16 protein-coding genes are annotated in these 19114 nt (G+C 54.3%); 8 read left to right on the forward strand and 8 right to left on the reverse strand.

Annotation, left to right across the window (positions count from 1 at the left end; translation table 11 throughout):
* The first annotated feature begins 820 nt into the window (after positions 1-820).
* Positions 821-5281 (forward strand): glutamate synthase large subunit, encoded by a 4461-nt coding sequence (gene gltB / locus AAGR22_RS19575; RefSeq protein ID WP_345829161.1) that lies wholly within the window; start codon positions 821-823, stop codon positions 5279-5281.
* 9 nt (positions 5282-5290) lie between these two features.
* Complete coding sequence (locus AAGR22_RS19580) at positions 5291-6709, forward strand: glutamate synthase small subunit (RefSeq protein ID WP_067705937.1); 1419 nt, start codon at positions 5291-5293, stop codon at positions 6707-6709.
* Between the two features lie 60 nt (positions 6710-6769).
* Here the strand turns inward: AAGR22_RS19580 and sspB are convergent, their stop codons facing one another.
* The 5 genes from sspB to zapE form a co-directional block, all read right to left on the reverse strand.
* Entirely contained in the window at positions 6770-7267 is a 498-nt protein-coding gene (gene sspB / locus AAGR22_RS19585; protein WP_067705935.1) for a ClpXP protease specificity-enhancing factor, read from the reverse strand.
* 5 nt (positions 7268-7272) lie between these two features.
* Positions 7273-7914 (reverse strand): stringent starvation protein SspA, encoded by a 642-nt coding sequence (sspA, locus tag AAGR22_RS19590; protein ID WP_345829164.1) that lies wholly within the window; start codon positions 7912-7914, stop codon positions 7273-7275.
* A 318-nt stretch (positions 7915-8232) separates the two neighbouring features.
* Positions 8233-8625: a 30S ribosomal protein S9 gene (rpsI, locus tag AAGR22_RS19595; RefSeq protein ID WP_067705931.1), complete on the reverse strand. Its 393-nt coding sequence runs from the start codon at positions 8623-8625 to the stop codon at positions 8233-8235.
* Between the two features lie 15 nt (positions 8626-8640).
* A complete protein-coding gene (gene rplM / locus AAGR22_RS19600; protein ID WP_067705929.1) occupies positions 8641-9069 on the reverse strand; it encodes a 50S ribosomal protein L13 in 429 nt (142 codons plus the stop codon).
* 233 nt (positions 9070-9302) lie between these two features.
* Positions 9303-10427: a cell division protein ZapE gene (zapE, locus tag AAGR22_RS19605; protein ID WP_345829166.1), complete on the reverse strand. Its 1125-nt coding sequence runs from the start codon at positions 10425-10427 to the stop codon at positions 9303-9305.
* Between the two features lie 186 nt (positions 10428-10613).
* On the opposite strand from zapE, the gene zapG reads away from it, so the two are divergent.
* The 3 genes from zapG to degS all read left to right on the forward strand — a co-directional run bounded on the left by zapG (position 10614) and on the right by degS (position 13649).
* Positions 10614-11018, forward strand: a complete 405-nt coding sequence (zapG, locus tag AAGR22_RS19610) for a Z-ring associated protein ZapG (protein ID WP_067705924.1) — start codon at positions 10614-10616, stop codon at positions 11016-11018.
* 118 nt (positions 11019-11136) lie between these two features.
* Positions 11137-12513, forward strand: coding sequence for a serine endoprotease DegQ (gene degQ, locus AAGR22_RS19615; RefSeq protein ID WP_067705922.1), 1377 nt, complete (start codon positions 11137-11139; stop codon positions 12511-12513).
* 77 nt (positions 12514-12590) lie between these two features.
* Positions 12591-13649, forward strand: a complete 1059-nt coding sequence (degS, locus tag AAGR22_RS19620; RefSeq protein ID WP_067705920.1) for an outer membrane-stress sensor serine endopeptidase DegS — start codon at positions 12591-12593, stop codon at positions 13647-13649.
* A gap of 51 nt (positions 13650-13700) precedes the next feature.
* Here the strand turns inward: degS and mdh are convergent, their stop codons facing one another.
* Positions 13701-14639 carry a malate dehydrogenase gene (gene mdh / locus AAGR22_RS19625; RefSeq protein WP_345829168.1) on the reverse strand — a complete coding sequence of 313 codons (939 nt, stop codon included), beginning with the start codon at positions 14637-14639 and terminating at the stop codon, positions 13701-13703.
* Positions 14640-15082: 443 nt separating this feature from the next.
* Between mdh and argR the strand changes: the two genes are divergently transcribed.
* Complete coding sequence (argR, locus tag AAGR22_RS19630) at positions 15083-15553, forward strand: transcriptional regulator ArgR (protein WP_067705916.1); 471 nt, start codon at positions 15083-15085, stop codon at positions 15551-15553.
* Positions 15554-15991: 438 nt separating this feature from the next.
* On the opposite strand, the gene AAGR22_RS19635 is transcribed toward argR, so the two are convergent.
* Positions 15992-16147: a hypothetical protein gene (locus AAGR22_RS19635; protein ID WP_345829169.1), complete on the reverse strand. Its 156-nt coding sequence runs from the start codon at positions 16145-16147 to the stop codon at positions 15992-15994.
* 257 nt (positions 16148-16404) lie between these two features.
* On the opposite strand from AAGR22_RS19635, the gene yhcN (AAGR22_RS19640) reads away from it, so the two are divergent.
* The gene (yhcN, locus tag AAGR22_RS19640) at positions 16405-16668 is read left to right on the forward strand and encodes a peroxide/acid stress response protein YhcN (RefSeq protein ID WP_345829171.1); all 264 of its coding nucleotides are present in this window, start codon (positions 16405-16407) and stop codon (positions 16666-16668) included.
* 202 nt (positions 16669-16870) lie between these two features.
* Positions 16871-17140 carry a peroxide/acid stress response protein YhcN gene (yhcN, locus tag AAGR22_RS19645; RefSeq protein ID WP_067710250.1) on the forward strand — a complete coding sequence of 90 codons (270 nt, stop codon included), beginning with the start codon at positions 16871-16873 and terminating at the stop codon, positions 17138-17140.
* A 401-nt stretch (positions 17141-17541) separates the two neighbouring features.
* Here yhcN (AAGR22_RS19645) and AAGR22_RS19650 read toward each other — a convergent pair whose 3' ends face one another.
* Positions 17542-18996, reverse strand: coding sequence for an NAD-dependent succinate-semialdehyde dehydrogenase (locus tag AAGR22_RS19650; RefSeq protein ID WP_067710248.1), 1455 nt, complete (start codon positions 18994-18996; stop codon positions 17542-17544).
* Positions 18997-19114 lie beyond the last annotated feature (118 nt).

Consider the following 19114-nt stretch of genomic DNA (forward strand, 5'->3'; position numbering starts at 1 on the left):
TCGAACAGGCAGCGCCCCTCCCAGAGGCCAGCCACGCTTCACCTGGCGACACCGGATAGGGCGACTGACATAAAGCATTTACGCTGAAAGATATCCTGATAGCGAAGATCCTGTGGCCGGGTTCGGAATGAGTGAAATGCATAATTGAGACGAAAATAGCCTGGCCATTTTTTTCCTGAGACGTGATGCCACAGCGCCACGGCGTGAAAGGGGTCAAAAAGAGAGAGGTCGCCAGAAGAATAACAATGCAATAAAATTATCTAAATATTCACCCCATACCAATTAATTTTGCTTATCCAGACCGCCTATTTTATTCAAATATGCGTTAGCGTTAAAAACAGTGCGTTCCAAGGTTTAAGCCTGCTTTACCAGCATTTCCTGCTAGCAATAGCCCTGGCCCCAGCATGGTGCAGAGATTTCCCCCCTGCACTACAGTGATACAGCTCACACTTCGCCCTGCATGGCCCCTGATAAGAGCGGCAGAAAAACATGTAAAAAATAGCTATTTATCAAAAGCTTATTTCATACAAGCGTGGTAAAGCCGCCTGTAAGCCACCTTGTTGACCTGAGTTCGCTTTCCCGATAAGTTGGAAATCCGCTGGAAGCTTTCTGGATGGGTATTCAACCCGTCATACTTATGCAGTTATAGAGACTCCCTCTGAAGCAAGTTCTCAACGCTTGCAACACCGATGCTAACGGAAAGATATAGAGGGGCGACAAAAAGGGTGAGCGTAGCTCGTAAAACCTGTCGCCATGCCCTTTCTACGTCTGACCCTCGTCGGCGCAGGGAATCCCGCAGAGCCTGGGGAGGTTCACTATTATGTTGTACGATAAATCCCTTGAAAAGGATAACTGTGGTTTCGGCCTGATCGCCCACATAGAAGGCGAACCTAGCCACAAGGTAGTGCGTACCGCCATCCACGCACTGGCCCGTATGCAACACCGTGGCGCGATCCTTGCTGACGGCAAGACCGGCGACGGCTGTGGCCTGTTATTACAGAAACCCGATCGTTTCTTTCGCGTTGTAGCCGCCGAACGTGGCTGGCGTCTGGCGAAAAACTATGCGGTTGGCATGCTGTTTCTCAACCGCGACGATGAGCTGGCTCGTGAAAGCCGCCGCATTGTCGAAGAGGAGGTTCTGCGCGAAACGCTGTCGATTGTTGGCTGGCGTGAGGTGCCCGTGAATGAGGAAGTGCTGGGTGAAATTGCCCTCTCCTCTAAGCCGCGTATTGAACAGCTGTTTATCAATGCGCCCGCCGGCTGGCGCCCGCGCGATATGGAGCGCCGCCTGTTTATGGCGCGCCGCCGTATTGAAAAGCGCATCGACGACAAAGAGTTTTACGTTTGCAGCTTCTCTAACCAGGTCAATATTTACAAAGGCCTGTGCATGCCGACGGATCTCCCTCGCTTCTATCTGGATCTTGCCGATCTGCGACTGGAGTCGGCCATCTGCCTGTTTCACCAGCGCTTCTCGACCAATACCGTGCCGCGCTGGCCGCTGGCTCAGCCATTCCGCTATATGGCGCATAACGGTGAAATCAATACCATTGCCGGTAACCGCCAGTGGGCAAAGGCCCGCGCCTATAAATTCAAAACCCCGCTGATCCCCGATCTGCAGGATGCCGCTCCCTTTGTTAACGAAACCGGCTCGGATTCCAGCTCCATGGATAACATGCTGGAGCTGTTCCTGAGCGGAGGGATGGATCTGATCCGCGCCATGCGCCTGCTGGTGCCACCGGCCTGGCAGAACAACCCGGATATGGATCCTGAACTGCGGGACTTCTTCGATTTCAACTCCATGCATATGGAACCCTGGGATGGCCCGGCGGGTATCGTCATGTCCGACGGGCGCTATGCGGCCTGTAACCTTGACCGTAACGGCCTGCGCCCGGCGCGCTACGTCATTACCAAAGATAAACTGATCACCTGCGCTTCAGAAGTGGGGATCTGGGACTATCAGCCGGATGAGGTGATTGAAAAAGGACGCGTTGGCCCGGGCGAACTGATGGTCATTGATACCCGTGCGGGGCGTATTCTGCACTCTGCCGAAACCGATAACGATCTGAAAAGCCGTCACCCTTACAAAGAGTGGATGGAGAAAAACGTTCGTCGCCTGGTGCCATTCGAAAACCTGCCTGACGACCAGGTTGGCAAGCGCCTGCTGGATGATGATCTGCTGGCAACCTTTCAGAAGCAGTTTGGTTACAGCGGTGAAGAGCTGGATGCCATTGTCCGCGTACTGGGTGAAAACGGTCAGGAGGCCGTCGGCTCCATGGGCGATGATACGCCTTTTGCCGTGCTCTCCAGCCGCCCTCGCGTGATTTACGATTACTTCCGCCAGCAGTTTGCCCAGGTTACCAATCCGCCTATCGATCCGCTGCGTGAAGCGCACGTGATGTCACTGGCCACCAGTATCGGTCGTGAGATGAACGTGTTTTGTGAAGCAGAAGGCCAGGCACACCGCCTGAGCTTTAAATCACCGATCCTGCTCTACTCCGACTTTACCCAGTTAATCAGTCAGGAAGAGGAGCACTATCGCGCCGACAAGCTTGACTGCACCTTCGATCCGGCCGAGTCGTCGCTGAAGGAGACCATCCTCGCGCTGTGCGACAGAGCGGAAGCCTTAGTCAAAGACGGCACGGTGTTGCTGATCCTCTCCGATCGCGGCATCAGTGAAACACGCCTGCCGGTGCCGGTGCCCATGATCGTGGGGGCGATTCAGACCCGGCTGGTTGATAAAAACCTGCGCTGCGACGCCAACATCATTGTTGAAACCGCCAGCGCGCGCGACCCGCACCACTTTGCCGTCCTGCTTGGCTTTGGCGCGACCGCAATTTATCCTTATCTCGCCTATGAATCACTGGCGAAGATGGCAGACGCCGGCGTCATTAATAAAGACTACCGCACCCTGATGCTGAACTACCGTAACGGCATCAACAAAGGGCTGTATAAGATCATGTCCAAAATGGGCATCTCAACCATCGCCTCCTATCGCTGTTCTAAGCTGTTTGAGGCCGTAGGCCTGCACGGCGATATCTGCGATCTCTGCTTCCAGGGCGTGGTCAGCCGAATCAGCGGCGCTACCTTTACCGACTTCCAGCAGGACCTACTTAATCTGTCCAAACGTGCATGGCTGAAGCGCAAACCGCTGGATCAGGGTGGGCTACTGAAATATGTCCACGGTGGCGAGTATCACGCTTACAACCCTGACGTGGTGGCCACGCTGCAAAAAGCCGTACAGAGCGGTGAATATGACGATTATCAGCATTATGCGAAGCTGGTAAACGAGCGTCCCGTGGCCGCCCTGCGCGACCTGCTGGCGATTAACGCCGGCGACAGCACCGCTATCAGCGTTGATGAGGTGGAACCCGCCAGCGAGCTGTACAAGCGTTTTGACACCGCGGCAATGTCTATCGGCGCACTCAGCCCGGAAGCCCACGAATCGCTGGCCGAGGCCATGAACAGCCTGGGTGGCTACTCTAACTCCGGTGAGGGTGGTGAAGATCCGGCGCGCTACGGCACCAATAAAGTCTCGCGTATTAAACAGGTGGCCTCAGGACGGTTTGGCGTGACGCCAGCCTATCTGGTTAATGCAGACGTGATTCAAATCAAAGTGGCACAGGGCGCGAAGCCAGGCGAAGGCGGCCAGCTACCCGGTGATAAGGTCACGCCATACATCGCCAGGCTGCGCTATTCTGTGCCCGGCGTAACGCTGATTTCACCACCGCCTCACCACGATATCTACTCTATTGAGGATTTGGCCCAGCTGATTTTCGATCTGAAGCAGGTCAATCCGAAAGCGATGATTTCGGTCAAGCTGGTCTCTGAACCGGGCGTCGGCACCATTGCCACCGGCGTGGCCAAAGCCTATGCAGATCTGATTACCATTGCGGGCTACGACGGCGGCACCGGTGCCAGCCCACTCAGCTCAGTGAAATATGCCGGCTGTCCCTGGGAGCTGGGCCTGGTGGAAACCCAGCAGGCGCTGGTGGCAAACGGTCTGCGTCACAAGATCCGCCTGCAGGTCGATGGTGGTCTTAAGACGGGGCGCGATATCATCAAAGCGGCCATTCTGGGCGCGGAGAGCTTCGGTTTCGGTACTGGCCCGATGGTGGCGCTGGGATGTAAATATCTGCGTATCTGCCATCTGAACAACTGTGCTACGGGCGTGGCAACTCAGGACGAAAAGCTGCGCCAGAATCATTATCATGGCCTGCCTTACCGCGTAACCAACTACTTTGAGTTTATCGCGCGTGAAACCCGTGAGCTGATGGCGGAGCTGGGCGTGAAGCGTCTGGTAGATTTGATTGGCCGGACCGATCTGCTGACCGAGCTGGAAGGCTTTACCGCCAGGCAGCAGAATCTGGATCTCTCCGCTCTGCTGGCCACCGCTGAGCCGATGCCGGGTAAAGACGTATTCTGTACCGGCAGCAATCCGCCGTTCGACAACGGCGCGCTTAACAAGGCGCTGCTCGACTGCGCCATGCCGTTTGTGGAAGCGAAGCAGTCCAAAACCTTCTGGTTCGATATTCGTAACACCGATCGTTCCGTCGGTGCGACGCTGTCAGGTGCGATTGCGCTTCTTCACGGCGATCAGGGGCTGGCTTCCGATCCGATTCGTGCGCACTTCAGCGGCACGGCAGGCCAGAGTTTTGGCGTGTGGAATGCCGGCGGCGTCGAGCTGACCCTGACCGGGGATGCTAATGACTACGTGGGCAAAGGCATGGCAGGCGGAATGCTGGCCGTGCGTCCGCCGATGGGCTCAGCCTTCCGCAGCTTTGAAGCGACCATCATCGGTAATACCTGCCTGTACGGTGCAACCGGCGGCAAGCTATTTGCGGCGGGTCGCGCCGGTGAGCGTTTCGCCGTACGTAACTCGGGCGCAATTACCGTGGTTGAAGGTATCGGTGACAACGGCTGTGAATATATGACCGGCGGTATTGTCTGCGTGTTAGGCCGCACCGGGGTGAACTTCGGCGCGGGGATGACCGGCGGCTTTGCTTACGTTCTGGATGAGGACGGCGAGTTCCGCAAACGCGTTAACCCGGAACTGGTTGAAGTGTTAAGCGTAGACGATCTGGCAATTCACGAGGAGCACCTGCGTGGCCTGATCACCGAGCATGTTCAGCATACCGGCTCGTCCCGCGGCGAAGAAATTCTGGCTAACTGGCCAGCCTGGTCGTCTAAGTTCTCACTGGTTAAACCGAAATCCAGTGATGTGAAGGCATTGTTAGGTCACCGCAGTCGTTCCGCAGCGGAGCTGCGCGTGCAGGCGCAGTAAGAGGTCACTATGAGTCAAAACGTCTATCAATTTATCGACTTACAGCGCGTCGATCCGCCGAAGAAGCCGCTTAAAATCCGCAAAATTGAATTTGTGGAGATTTATGAGCCGTTTTCTGAAAGCCAGGCGCAGGCGCAGGCCGATCGCTGCCTGTCCTGCGGCAACCCCTACTGCGAGTGGAAGTGCCCGGTGCATAACTATATCCCTGACTGGCTTAAGCTGGCCAATGAGGGGCGCATTATCGAGGCAGCCGAGCTTTCGCATCAGACCAACAGCCTGCCAGAGGTGTGTGGCCGCGTCTGTCCGCAGGATCGCCTGTGCGAAGGGTCCTGCACGTTAAACGATGAGTTTGGTGCGGTCACCATCGGCAACATTGAGCGCTATATCAATGACAAAGCGCTGGAGATGGGCTGGAAGCCCAATATGGACGGCATTAAGCCTACCGGTAAGCGCGTAGCCATTATTGGTGCCGGTCCCGCCGGGCTGGCCTGCGCCGACGTGCTGGCGCGCAATGGCGTGAAGGCGGTAGTCTTCGATCGTCATCCGGAAATTGGTGGCCTGCTGACCTTCGGTATCCCGGCCTTTAAGCTGGAAAAAGAGGTCATGACCCGTCGCCGTGAAATTTTTAGCGGCATGGGCATTGAGTTCAATCTGAATACCGAAGTCGGCCAGGACGTACAGATGAGCGATCTGCTGGCGGATTACGACGCCGTGTTCCTGGGCGTGGGCACCTATCAGTCGATGAAGGGCGGGCTGGACAATGAGGAAGCGGAAGGCGTCTATGATGCCCTGCCGTTCCTGATCGCCAACACCAAAAATACCATGGGCTTCAGCCACACGGAGGAAGCGCCCTGGGTGAACATGAATGCGAAGCGCGTGGTGGTACTGGGCGGCGGCGACACCGCAATGGACTGCGTGCGCACCTCGATTCGCCAGGGTGCCACTCACGTGGTGTGTGCCTACCGACGTGACGAAGAAAATATGCCGGGCTCCAGGCGCGAGGTGAAAAACGCGCGTGAAGAGGGCGTGGAGTTCCAGTTTAACATCCAGCCGCTGGGCATTGAGATTAACAGTAATGGCCGCGTCTGCGGCGTCAAAATGGCCCGCACGGCGATGGGTCAGCCGGACGCGCACGGCCGTCGCCGTGCTGAGATCGTGCCGGGTTCCGAACACGTCCTGCCTGCTGACGCGGTGGTGATCGCCTTCGGCTTTCGCCCTCACGCCATGTCATGGCTGGAGCAGCACAGCGTGGAGCTGGACTCACAGGGCCGTATCATTGCGCCCGAAGGCAGTGATAACGCATTCCAGACCAGCAACCCTAAAATCTTCGCCGGTGGCGATGCCGTGCGCGGTTCCGATCTGGTGGTAACCGCCATTGCTGAGGGCCGTAAAGCCGCCGAGGGCATCATGGACTGGCTTGAGGTGTAGGCTGTGGCATAAAAAAGGGCTCATCATTTGATGAGCCCTTTTAACATATCAATCTGACAGCTACTTAACGACACGAAGTGCCGGACGCCCACCGCGCGGTGGTGGATCGTCCTCAGGATTCTCATCATCGTTTTGCAGGCTGTTATCCGGACGATCGCCGTCGATAACAGACATCACCGTCTCCGGGGTTTCATCCGCAGACGCCGGATTATATTCGCCGGCTTCCTCATAGACCGGTTCAGGCTCAAACATGGTGCCTGCCCCGTTCTCACGCGCGTAAACCGCCAGCACGGCGGCCATTGGCACCGTAACCTGACGAGGGACGCCGCCGAATCTGGCGTTAAACGTCACTTCGTCATTGCCCAGCTCAAGGTTGCCTACGGCACGTGGCGCAATGTTCAGCACGATCTGACCGTCCCGCGCATACTCCAGCGGCACCATCACGCCCGGCAAATTGATATCCACCACCAGGTGCGGTGTCAGCTGGTTATCGAGCAGCCAGTCATAAAACGCGCGTAGCAGATACGGACGGCGTGCGGTTAGTTGCGTCATTTCCATCGTACTTATCCCCGCGTATGCAGGCGCATTTCACGTTCTGGTTCCGTCAGGGAAGCCAGGAAGGAGTCACGCTCAAATACGCGTGTCATGTAGCCTTTAAGCTCCTTGGAACCCGCACCGATCAGTTCAATACCCAACTGCGGTAAACGCCACAGCAGCGGTGCCAGATAGCAGTCGACCAGGCTGAACTCTTCGCTCATAAAGAACGGTGTGCGGGCAAACAGTGGGGCAATCGCCAGCAGCTCTTCACGCAGCTGCTTGCGCGCGGCTTCCGCTTCCTGTGCCGTGCCGTTTTCCACCTTGCGCATCAGGCTGTACCAGTCCTGCTCCACGCGGTGCATCATCAGACGGCTTTCACCGCGCGCTACCGGATAGACCGGCATCAGCGGAGGATGCGGGAAGCGCTCATCAAGGTATTCCATGATGATACGGGACTCATACAGCGTCAGTTCGCGATCGACCAGCGTTGGGACGGTGCGGTAAGGATTGAGGTCAATCAGATCCTGGGGCAGGCTATCCATTTCTACCTGCTCGATCTCTACGCTGACACCCTTTTCCGCCAGGACAATACGTACCTGATGGCTAAAAATGTCAGTCGGACCAGAAAACAGCGTCATTACCGAACGTTTGTTGGCAGCGACAGCCATGTAAACCTCCAAGTTTATCCAGAAAATTACTACGCAAGGCCGCCACATGGCGACTAACCTGCTTAATTAATGACCCTTAGCACCATCTGAAGCCGAACCGGCATCCACTGAGGACTCCATGCATCAATGCCCTGCTATGGGCGCAAAGTGACACCTAGTTTACCAGATTTTAGACAGCTTGTGGTGGCAGGAATGAGGATTTGACGGGAAAAGGGCTAGCCTTATCGCGTTTTAACACTTTTTGCGGATGCGGGAAAAGAAAAAACCCGGTGCGTGCACCGGGTTTTTCGATAACTGATTCTGCCGAAGCAGAAAAAATTAACGTTTGGAGAACTGAGGACGACGACGTGCTTTACGCAGACCGACTTTCTTACGTTCAACCTCACGAGCATCACGGGTAACGAAGCCTGCTTTACGCAGTTCGCCACGCAGTGACTCGTCATACTCCATCAGAGCGCGGGTGATACCGTGACGGATCGCACCAGCCTGACCGGAGATACCACCACCTTTAACGGTGATGTACAAATCGAATTTACCTGTCATTTCGACCAGTTCCAGCGGTTGACGAACTACCATGCGGGCAGTTTCGCGACCGAAGTACTGTTCCAGTGAACGCTGGTTAATTACGATGTTACCGCTACCCGGCTTGATAAAGACGCGAGCGGAAGAGCTTTTGCGGCGACCAGTGCCGTAGTTTTGATTCTCAGCCATTGCCTGTAATCCCGATTAAATGTCAAGAACTTGCGGTTGCTGTGCCGCATGGTTGTGCTCGTTGCCCGCGTAAACTTTCAGTTTACGGTGCATAGCACGGCCCAGCGGGCCTTTAGGCAGCATACCTTTAACCGCGATTTCAATCACACGCTCAGGACGGCGAGCAATCATCTCTTCGAAGGTCGCTTGCTTGATACCACCGATGTGGCCGGTGTGATGGTAATAAATCTTATCGCTACGCTTGTTACCGGTTACGGCAACTTTCTCAGCGTTCAGAACGATAATATAATCACCGGTATCGACGTGCGGAGTATATTCCGCTTTATGCTTACCGCGCAGACGACGAGCCAGTTCAGTCGCTAAACGACCTAAAGTTTTGCCTGTTGCGTCGACAACATACCAGTCACGTTGGACGGTTTCTGGCTTAGCTGTAAAAGTTTTCATCTAAAAGCTTACCCAAATTAAGTTACACGTTGGTGAAATCCCAAACGCTTGAATAAACGGTTGAGGCTCACACGACCATCTCGACCAGCAAGCCCACCCCTTCGGATAGAGTTACTGGAACACAAAGAGTTTTGGGAAAAAAACCTTTGCTGTAACGTGGGGTCGCAAGATTATAGAGAAGTCCCCTCAAAAGTGCGAACCTTTTTTACAACAAATGTACGGTGATCTCGCCCTCAGGGAAGATGGGTCAGGCGCAGATACTCTTCGCTCTGCATCTCCTGCAGGCGCGACATACAGCGCTGATATTCAAACTTCAGCCGACTGCCCTGATAGATCTCAAAAAGCGATGTCTCAGCCGACACGACCAGCTTAACATGCCGCTCGTAAAACTCATCCACCAGCGCCAGAAAACGCCGCGCCTGATCTTCGGTTTTATAGATCATCACCGGAACGTTGAACAACAGTACGCTGTGAAAGCGGCGTGAAAGCTCAATATAATCGTGCTGGCTGCGCCCTTCCCCACACAGCGTCTGGAAATCCATGGCCACGACGCCACCCGCTACGCCCTGAGTCGGCAAGGCCCGGTGGTTGATTTCCAGCACCGGGCATTCCGTCCTGTCGCTGCCAGCGAGCGCAACGAACATCCGGTCCATTGCCTGCGTGGTGGCCTCGTTGAGCGGCGCCATCCAGAGATGCGCCGAAGTGAGCGTGCGCAGGCGGTAATCAATCCCGGCATCGACGTTCATCACCTCACAGTGCTGTTTAATCATCTCGATGGCGGGCAGAAAACGGCTGCGCTGCAATCCGTTACGGTAGAGATCATCCGGTGGAATATTGGAGGTGGCGACCAGGGTTATGCCCCGGGCAAACAGCGCCTCCATGAGCGTTCCCAGCAGCATCGCGTCGGTGATGTCGGACACGAAAAACTCGTCGAAGCAGAGCAGATCCGTTTCGCTCTTAAAGCGGTCAGCCACGATCTCCAGCGGATCGCTTGTACCCTGCAGGGCAGTAAGCTCCTCATGGACTCGCAGCATGAAACGGTGAAAGTGAAGGCGCTGCTTGCGCTCACCAGGAATTGCCTGAAAAAACATATCCATCAGCCAGGTTTTTCCGCGGCCAACGCCCCCCCACATATACAGGCCCGTAACCGGGGGCTGAGGGGGCGTTTTCCCCTTACCCATGAGCTTATTGAGCTTGCCGAACAGCCCGCCAGCCGGGGCCGGGGAAGAGGAATTCGCGCCTATAGCATGACAGATAGCGTCCAGACGGGTGACGGCTTTACGCTGCACGTCATCAGGCTGATATTCGCCGTTTTCCAGCGCCTGCTGGTACAACGCCAGAGGAGACATCGTTTGCATAATTTGTTCATATCCCGGAATAATTTACTGCGTCAGGCCATCGGTCAGCGAAAAAAAACCCGTCCTACACTAAGCGATGCAGCCTCAGGATTCCACTTCCATTACATTAGCGGTTATAGTGGCAGGTAACGAGCTGGTAACAGCCAGACGATTCTACGGAACAACGAAGACAATATGGGAGTGATTATGACCTGGGAATACGCGCTTATCGGATTGGTAGTTGGACTGATTATCGGCGCGGTAGCAATGCGTTTTGGTAATAGAAAACTGCGTGAGCAGCGGAGCACACAGTACGAGCTGGAGAAGACCAGGGCCGAACTGTCTGACTACCGTGAAGAGTTGACCAGCCATTTTGCTCAAAGTGCCGAGCTGCTGGATAACATGGCACGCGATTACCGTCAGCTTTATCAGCATATGGCAAAAGGCTCTAACGATCTGCTGCCGAATCTGCCGGGTGAAAAAAATCCTTTCGCTTATCAGCTGACGGAATCCGAAGCCGATAACGATCAGGCTCCGGTGCAGATGCCGCGTGACTACCCGGACAGTGCTACCGGATTACTGCGCGGCGAGCGCCCGGCACAGAACAAGTAAGCTTCAGCATGGGCGCCCTCCAGCGCCCTGTTTTAACCGTCGGCAATACTGACGGACGCATTCACCGCCCTGTTAACATCTATCTTCCCACTTTACTTCCAGCGAGAGCGTCGTAGCGATGAAGAAGAAATCCTTACTGTTAAGCGCACTAGCATTGAGTGTTATGAGCCTGACCGTAGCCGCGCCGGCATCGGCGACGCTACCCGCACAGATAGCAGGGCAGCCGCTGCCAAGCCTTGCGCCAATGCTTGAGAAAGTCTTGCCCGCGGTGGTTAGCGTGCATGTGGAGGGAACCCAGACGCAGGCTCAGGCTATCCCTGAGCCGCTCAGACGCTTCTTTGGTCAGGGAGAGCAAAATGGACAGGGCAATGACAACCCGGCCCAGCCGTTTGAAGGGCTGGCCTCCGGCGTGGTTATAAATGCTGATAAAGGCTACATACTCACTAACAATCATGTGGTCAGCGGCGCAGATAAAATCAGCGTTCAGCTCAGCGACGGTCGGGAATTTGATGCAAAGCTGATTGGCCGCGATGAGCAAACCGATATCGCGCTTATCCAGATTGCGGGCGCAAAAGGCTTAACCCAGATAAAAGTGGCCGACTCGGATCAGCTTAAAGTAGGTGATTTTGCGGTAGCCATCGGGAACCCTTTTGGTCTGGGACAGACCGCCACCTCGGGGATTGTTTCCGCGCTGGGCCGCAGCGGCCTTAACCTTGAAGGGCTGGAGAACTTTATCCAGACCGATGCCGCCATCAACAGGGGTAATTCCGGTGGCGCGCTGGTCAACCTGAATGGCGAGCTGATTGGTTTAAATACCGCCATTCTCTCCTCTGCCGGCGGCAACATCGGTATTGGCTTTGCCATTCCGGGCAATATGGCGATGGGCCTGGCTCAGCAGCTGATCGAGTTCGGTGAAGTGAAGCGAGGGCAGCTCGGAATTAAAGGCACTGAGATGACCGCAGATATGGCGCGGGCATTTAACGTTGATATTCAGCGCGGCGCCTTTGTAAATGAGGTGCTACCGAATTCTGCCGCGGCTAAAGCGGGCATCAAGGCTGGCGATATCATCGTAAGCCTGGATGATAAGCCGGTAGAGAGCTTTGCCGCTCTGCGGGTTAAAATTGGCACGACCCCGCCGGGCAAAGACGTTAAGGTCGGCCTGGTGCGCGAAGGTAAGCCGCTCACCTTCACCGTGAAGCTGGAAACCAGCAGCCAGCCGGTGACGCATGCAGAGCAGATGACGCCCGCCCTGGAGGGTGCAACGCTGATCGACGGAGCCGCCAAAGATGGCACCAAAGGGATAAGCGTCAATGCGGTAACGAAAGCCAGCCCGGCGGAACAGTCCGGCCTGCAAAAAGATGACGTTATCGTGGGCGTAAATCGCACCAGGGTACAGAATCTTGCCGAACTGCGTAAGCAGCTTGAAGCCAAACCGCCTCTGCTGGCACTGAACGTCATCAGAGGCGGTGAAAGTATCTATCTGCTGCTGCGTTAAATCATGATGCGGACACCTGCGTGTCCGCTCAAGTCGTGCTATTCTGCCGCACGTTCAATCACTCAACTGTTAAAGCCATGTTTACTAAACTCTTACGTTCGGTGCTTCTCGGCCTGGTGGTGGCTGGTCTTCTACTGGCAGCTGTACCGGCGTTGAGAATTGGCAGCAACCTTATCTCACAAAAGGACGACAGCGCCGATCAGGCCCCGGTCAGCTACAATATGGCCGTCCGCCGCGCAGCCCCTGCGGTGGTCAACGTCTATAATCGCAGCGCAAATACGACCAGCGGAAATATGGGCGTCCGAACGCTCGGCTCGGGTGTCATCATGGACCCGCGTGGCTATATTATGACCAACAAGCATGTGATTAACGATGCTGAGCAAATTATCGTCGCCCTGCAGGATGGACACTTCTATGACGCCCAGCTGGTAGGTTCAGACAGCCTTACCGACCTTGCCGTGCTAAAAATCACCGCGCCGGGCTTACCCGTCATCCCCATCAATCCTAAACGCACCGCTCACGTTGGCGATCTGGTGATGGCGATAGGCAATCCCTACAACATTGGCCAGACGGTGACGCAGGGGATCATCAGCGCAACCGGCCGCGTGGGCCTGAGTCCTTCTCGCTATCAAAATTTCCTGCAAACCGATGCCTCTATTAACCGGGGCAATTCGGGGGGCGCACTGATTAACTCGCTGGGTGAGCTGATGGGGATCAACACGCTCTCCTTTGATAAAAGTAACGATGGTGAAACCCCTGAAGGGATAGGTTTTGCCATCCCCACGGCTCTGGCCGTAAAGATCATGGGTAAACTGATTCGCGATGGCAGGGTAATCCGGGGCTTTATTGGCATTACCGTGCGGGACAGACCGCAGCCTCGCGGAGCCGATAACGGCCTGGCTCATATTCAGGGGATCTGGGTGACCGAAGTTGCAGCGGGCGGACCGGCCGCGAAAGCGGGGATGACGGGGGGTGACGTCATTATCAGCGTGAATCAACAGCCAGCCCTTTCACCGCTGGAGACGATGGATCAGGTCGCTGAAATTCGTCCGGGAACGGTGATTAACATCGAAATTCTGCGCGACGGCAAAAAAATAACCCTGCCGGTTACCGTGATGGAATATCCGGGAAGTTAACGAAAACGAGCTGAATCAGGTCAGGGGCCAGCCTCAGCTGGCCCGCTCAGGTTATGACTTAACGAACGCCTCGCCCTGCGCGATATCGCTTTTCAGCGTATCCAACATGCCACTAAGCGCCTGCTGTTCAAAGGCGCTCAGCGTGCCAATAGGCTTACGCTCCGCAATGCCGGTTTTGCCCAGCAGCAGCGGCTGAGAGAAGAAACGTGCGTGTTCGCCGTCGCCTTCCACATAGGCGCATTCAACCACGTTGCTTTCACCGTTCAGCGCACGGACCAGCGACAGACCGAAACGCGCGGCCGCCTGCCCCATGGAAAGCGTCGCCGACCCGCCACCCGCTTTGGCCTCAACCACTTCCGTACCGGCATTCTGGATACGCTTAGTCAGGTCAATAACCTCCTGCTCAGAGAACGTCACGCCAGGAATTTGTGACAGCAGAGGTAAAATGGTGACGCCTGAATGGCCGCCCACGACCGGAACATTAATGTCGGCAGGATTTTTACCTTTGAGTTCGGCAACAAAGGTATTGGCGCGGATAATATCCAGGGTGGTGACCCCAAAGAGTTTATTTTTATCGTAAACGCCCGCTTTTTTTAGCACGCTGGCCGCAATGGCAACGGTGGTGTTCACCGGATTAGTGATAATACCGATTAATGCCTGCGGACAGGTGCTGGCAACCTGTTCAATCAGGTTACGCACAATACCGGCGTTGACGTTAAACAGATCTGAACGATCCATTCCGGGCTTGCGGGCGACGCCAGCGGAAATAAGCACGACGTTGGCCCCCTGCAGCGCAGGCGTGGCGTCTTCACCACTGAAGCCTTTAATACTGACGGCAGTAGGGATGTGACTGAGGTCGACTGCCACACCAGGGGTAACGGGAGCAATATCATACAGAGAGAGTTCTGAACCTGCCGGAAGCTGGGTTTTAAGCAGAAGTGCGAGAGCCTGGCCAATACCGCCAGCTGCGCCGAGAACTGCAACTTTCATCTTAAACTCCTTATTATTGTGAACGTAAAGTGCTGTTATTCCATCCGGTAATGAACATAGACGACCTGCGAGGGGATAGCGACGTTTTTTAGTCTAATTTGGGCTCAGGCGCTCATACCAGATTGAGTGGATAATATGACTCAAATGCTTCTGACATCAGTCTGGAGATAACAGCAGTATATAAGACCTTATTCGGCGTTACATTACACCCATTAAGCTTATCAGAACAACATCAATCTGATAACAAATCGTTTACTTATTAGCCAAGCCACGTCGATGGGCGAACGATTGTTTTCTGGTAAAAAGTTTGCCAGACTCCCGATCCCGGGGCAATGCCAGCCACTGCCACCACGTCCGAGCTTGCATAAATATTCATCTATATGCATAGTAATGCTATATAGCGGCGTGAATGCCCCTGACCTCTGAATTTTTTGCGGAAACTTATGCGTAATCCATCAAAACAAGAAGATCTTATCAAGGCGTTCAAAGCCTTACTTAAAGAAGAGAAATTCAGCTCACAGAGCGAAATTGTTGCCGCCCTTCAGGAAGAAGGTTTCGACAATATCAACCAGTCTAAAGTTTCCCGTATGCTGACCAAGTTCGGTGCGGTGCGTACACGTAATGCAAAAATGGAAATGGTCTACTGCCTTCCTGCCGAACTGGGCGTTCCCACGACGACCAGCCCACTGAAGAATCTGGTGCTGGACATCGACTATAACGATGCGCTGGTGGTCATTCACACCAGCCCTGGCGCAGCCCAGCTTATTGCACGCCTGCTGGATTCACTGGGTAAGGCTGAGGGGATCCTCGGCACGATCGCCGGCGATGACACCATATTTGTCACACCCGCCCGCGCATTTACCGTCAAACAGCTCTACCAGGCGATCCTCATGCTCTTTGAGCAGGAGTTATAAGCAGGGTTAGTCGGGTTTCCGCAACCTGCTTAAACTTGCCTGTGCCCCTTACCTGATAGCCAGCCTCCGCTGGCTTATTCCTCTAAGACGCCCACCGTCCCCTCATGCTTTATTCTTACCCTTTTCTCCATTCACCCTTTTAGGGCTTACACCCTTAACCCCTTAATCCCTAACCCCTCGCCCCTTGACCTCAAACCTCAAACCTCAAACCTCAAACCTCAAACCCCAAACCCCAAACCCCAAACCCCAAACCCCAAACCCCAAACCCCAAACCCCAAACCCCAAACCCCAAACCCCAAACCCCAAACCCCAAACCCCAAACCCCAAACCCCAAACCCCAAACCCCAAACCCCAAACCCCAAACCCCAAACCCCAATCCTTAACCTGTTAATCCCAGCCACCTAATCCCTTAACAGCTTCATCCTCATTCTTAATTGTTTACTCGTTTCCACCTTTATCCTCGTACTTGCCCTTGCCCTTGCCCTTGCCCTTGCCCTTGCCCTTGCCCTTGCCCTTGCCCTTGCCCTTGCCGCTATTATCAACTGCCTGATTGCCGACTATGCAACGTGAAATACTCCAATACTTCCGTCTCATAGTGTGATCCACCACAAATAAACGCACAAAAAGATAAATTCACATATCACGATGTTTTTACATGGATTTAACAGTGAGTGGCGAAAATATAAGCACTGGTTATAACCTAAAGTTATTAAAAACCGCTTCCGGGCGAGGCTTACCCGCCATTTTATTATTAGCTTGCTATTAATTTTTTACGTTATTAGTTCTATACTTGTCTTCGTGATGCAAATCACAGCAAACGAAAAATAAAAACAGTAACGAGGAATAAAACCATGAAAATCACCAAAGCAATTGTTGCTATGACCCTGTTATCAGCCTTCTCTTTCGGTGCCAGCGCCGCTGAGCTAATCAACTCTGAGCAGGCACAAAATCTACAGGCGGTGGGGACTATCACCGTAAGCGGTGTAGCAGGCACACCAATGGATATTCGTCAGCAGCTTAACCAGAAAGCTGATGACAAGGGCGCATCTGCCTATCGCGTAATTGAAGCGAATATGAATAATACCTATCACGCAACGGCGGAAATTTATAAATAAACTGGCATAGATAAATAATTGTACGTAATGCTTTGTCGCCCGAATCAAGCACTTTACACAGTTATTTACCCTACATGTTGGCGCCATAAATATTCGCTAAATGAATTGTCACTGAGACAACAATCGTAAAAGACGGTAACCCCAGAATATCATCGCTTATTATCCTGCCCGGTTACCAATGAGTCCTCTGAGGAGTATATCCATGAAAACCAAATTAATGATAAGCATGATAAGTCTGGCTGCCGTTCTCTCATTCGGTGCAAGCGCCGCTAACCTGGTAACCCAGGAGCAGGCGGACAGCCAAAATCTGCAATCGATGGGCACCGTGACAATCAGCGGCATTGATGGCGTACCGACCGATATGCGCCAGCAGCTTTCTCAGAAGGCTGAGGAACAGGGGGCATCGTCGTATCGCGTTATTGAAGCCCGTAATGAGGGTAATTACCACATTACCGCCGAGCTTTATAAATAATCCAATGCATTCCAGGTTCGATAATTATCCTTGCTGAGTTCTGATTTAATAACCGGGCCATTTATATCGCACATCAGGGATATCATTGCACTTTTGTTTTTGCGCGGCATCAATGCGTGTTAACTTAGCCAGCCGGGTTAATAAAAACCTGATTATTCATCTAAGTAAAGTTAGCAGCCACAGTCGCGCCGGGAACGTAATCCCTGCGTTTTGCCGGTAGTGTAAGTAAGCCTGATGCGTGACAAAGAAACATTAATAATAAGTGCAGTTAATAATATCGGCAATGATTGCAGGCCTGGCGTGAGAAAGACCTCATCGGCTCGCAGCGGCTACAGGCGGCATGTTATTCCTCGTCAGTATGGCGAATCCTTTAGCCCCGGTTGCCCGGGGCCTTTTTTTATCTACAGCCCACCGATATGCACGGCCTTCACTTCCAGATACTCTTCCAACCCCAGCACCGACCCTTCACGACCCAGCCCGGACTCTTTTATCCCGCCGAACGGTGCCACTTCCGTTGATACCGCGCACTCGTTGACCCCTACCATGCCGCTTTCCAACGCCTGGGATACCCGAAATACACGCTGCAAATTCTGCGTATAGAAGTAGGCCGCCAGACCAAATTCAGTGTCGTTTGCCCGGCGTATCACTTCTTCTTCATTATCAAAGCGAAAACAGGCCGCGACCGGCCCAAAGGTCTCTTCCCGGGCCAGCTGCATATTTTCACTGGCTTCGGCAATCACCGTGGGCTGCCAGAAATTTCCGCCCAGCGCATGTCGTGCGCCGCCGGTGAGGATCTGCCCACCCTTCGCGATGGCATCATTGACGTGTTCCTCAACCTTATCTACCGCTGCTGATTCGATTAGCGGCCCCACAATCACGCCCTCATCCATGCCGTTGCCCACCTTAAGCTTGCTCACCTCATCGGCGAGCTGCCGCACAAACCTGTCATAAACGTTACTCTGAATATAAAAGCGGTTAACGCTGACGCACACCTGTCCGGCATTGCGGAACTTATTGGCGATCGCCCCTTTGACTGCGGCATCGATATCCGCATCCTCAAAAACAATGTAGGGCGCGTTGCCACCGAGCTCCATTGAGACTTTTTTCATCGTTTCGGCGGCATTACGCATTAGCAGTTTGCCAACCTGCGTTGAACCGGTAAAAGAGATCTTCCTGACCGCTTTACTGGCCATAATCGCATCGCTAATTGCGTGCGTATCGCCCGCAACAGCGTTAATCACACCGTCCGGCACCCCGGCTTTTTTTGCCAGCGCCAGCAGCGCAAAGGCAGAGAGTGGCGTATTGTTAGCCGGTTTAATCACCCCGGTGCAGCCTGCGGCCAGGGCCGGGCCAAGCTTGCGGGTCAGCATCGCCATCGGGAAGTTCCAGGGCGTTATCGCCGCGACCACGCCGACAGGCTCGCGGGTGGCCAGAATCCTTGAGCCCGTTTTAGCAGGAGGGATGATCTCCCCATTGGCTCGTTTTGCCTGCTCGGCAAACCACTGGATAAAGCTGGCGGCATACTCTACTTCGCCCTCCGCTTCTTTTACCGGCTTGCCCTGCTCCGCCGTCATCAGCTTCCCGAGCCAGGTTTTATTATCGATAATCAGCTGATACCAGCGATTCAGGATCTCGCTGCGCGCTTTCGCCGTTTTCTGCCGCCAGGCCGGAAAGGCATTTTCGGCTGCGGCAATCGCCTGTTCTGTCTCGCTTTTACCCGCGCGGGCCACCTGGGCTATGACCTCGCCCGTGGCCGGATTAACCACATCAAAGGTCGTCGCGCAGCGCTGCCACTGTCCGTCCGCGAGATAACCGGTCTGGAAGAGGTCGTTATCCTGAAGGAATGATAGGTTCATTATATTCTCCTGTAGGGGTTTACCATCCTGATGAGATCAGTATAGATGGCGTGCTTTATCCCCGCAGGCAACGGACAGGAATACGCTCAGGACAGATGCGGATGCAGGTAGGTGAGCG

It is taken from the genome of Erwinia sp. HDF1-3R, from assembly GCF_039621855.1.
Taxonomy (GTDB): Bacteria; Pseudomonadota; Gammaproteobacteria; order Enterobacterales; family Enterobacteriaceae; genus Erwinia.

Coding starts and splice junctions, on each gene's coding strand:
- gltB (WP_345829161.1), top strand. CDS start 821: ATGTTGTACGATAAATCCCTTGAAAAGGATAACTGTGGTTTCGGCCTG.
- AAGR22_RS19580 (WP_067705937.1), top strand. CDS start 5,291: ATGAGTCAAAACGTCTATCAATTTATCGACTTACAGCGCGTCGATCCG.
- sspB (WP_067705935.1), bottom strand. CDS start 7,267: ATGGAAATGACGCAACTAACCGCACGCCGTCCGTATCTGCTACGCGCG.
- sspA (WP_345829164.1), bottom strand. CDS start 7,914: ATGGCTGTCGCTGCCAACAAACGTTCGGTAATGACGCTGTTTTCTGGT.
- rpsI (WP_067705931.1), bottom strand. CDS start 8,625: ATGGCTGAGAATCAAAACTACGGCACTGGTCGCCGCAAAAGCTCTTCC.
- rplM (WP_067705929.1), bottom strand. CDS start 9,069: ATGAAAACTTTTACAGCTAAGCCAGAAACCGTCCAACGTGACTGGTAT.
- zapE (WP_345829166.1), bottom strand. CDS start 10,427: ATGCAAACGATGTCTCCTCTGGCGTTGTACCAGCAGGCGCTGGAAAAC.
- zapG (WP_067705924.1), top strand. CDS start 10,614: ATGACCTGGGAATACGCGCTTATCGGATTGGTAGTTGGACTGATTATC.
- degQ (WP_067705922.1), top strand. CDS start 11,137: ATGAAGAAGAAATCCTTACTGTTAAGCGCACTAGCATTGAGTGTTATG.
- degS (WP_067705920.1), top strand. CDS start 12,591: ATGTTTACTAAACTCTTACGTTCGGTGCTTCTCGGCCTGGTGGTGGCT.
- mdh (WP_345829168.1), bottom strand. CDS start 14,639: ATGAAAGTTGCAGTTCTCGGCGCAGCTGGCGGTATTGGCCAGGCTCTC.
- argR (WP_067705916.1), top strand. CDS start 15,083: ATGCGTAATCCATCAAAACAAGAAGATCTTATCAAGGCGTTCAAAGCC.
- AAGR22_RS19635 (WP_345829169.1), bottom strand. CDS start 16,147: ATGAGACGGAAGTATTGGAGTATTTCACGTTGCATAGTCGGCAATCAG.
- yhcN (WP_345829171.1), top strand. CDS start 16,405: ATGAAAATCACCAAAGCAATTGTTGCTATGACCCTGTTATCAGCCTTC.
- yhcN (WP_067710250.1), top strand. CDS start 16,871: ATGAAAACCAAATTAATGATAAGCATGATAAGTCTGGCTGCCGTTCTC.
- AAGR22_RS19650 (WP_067710248.1), bottom strand. CDS start 18,996: ATGAACCTATCATTCCTTCAGGATAACGACCTCTTCCAGACCGGTTAT.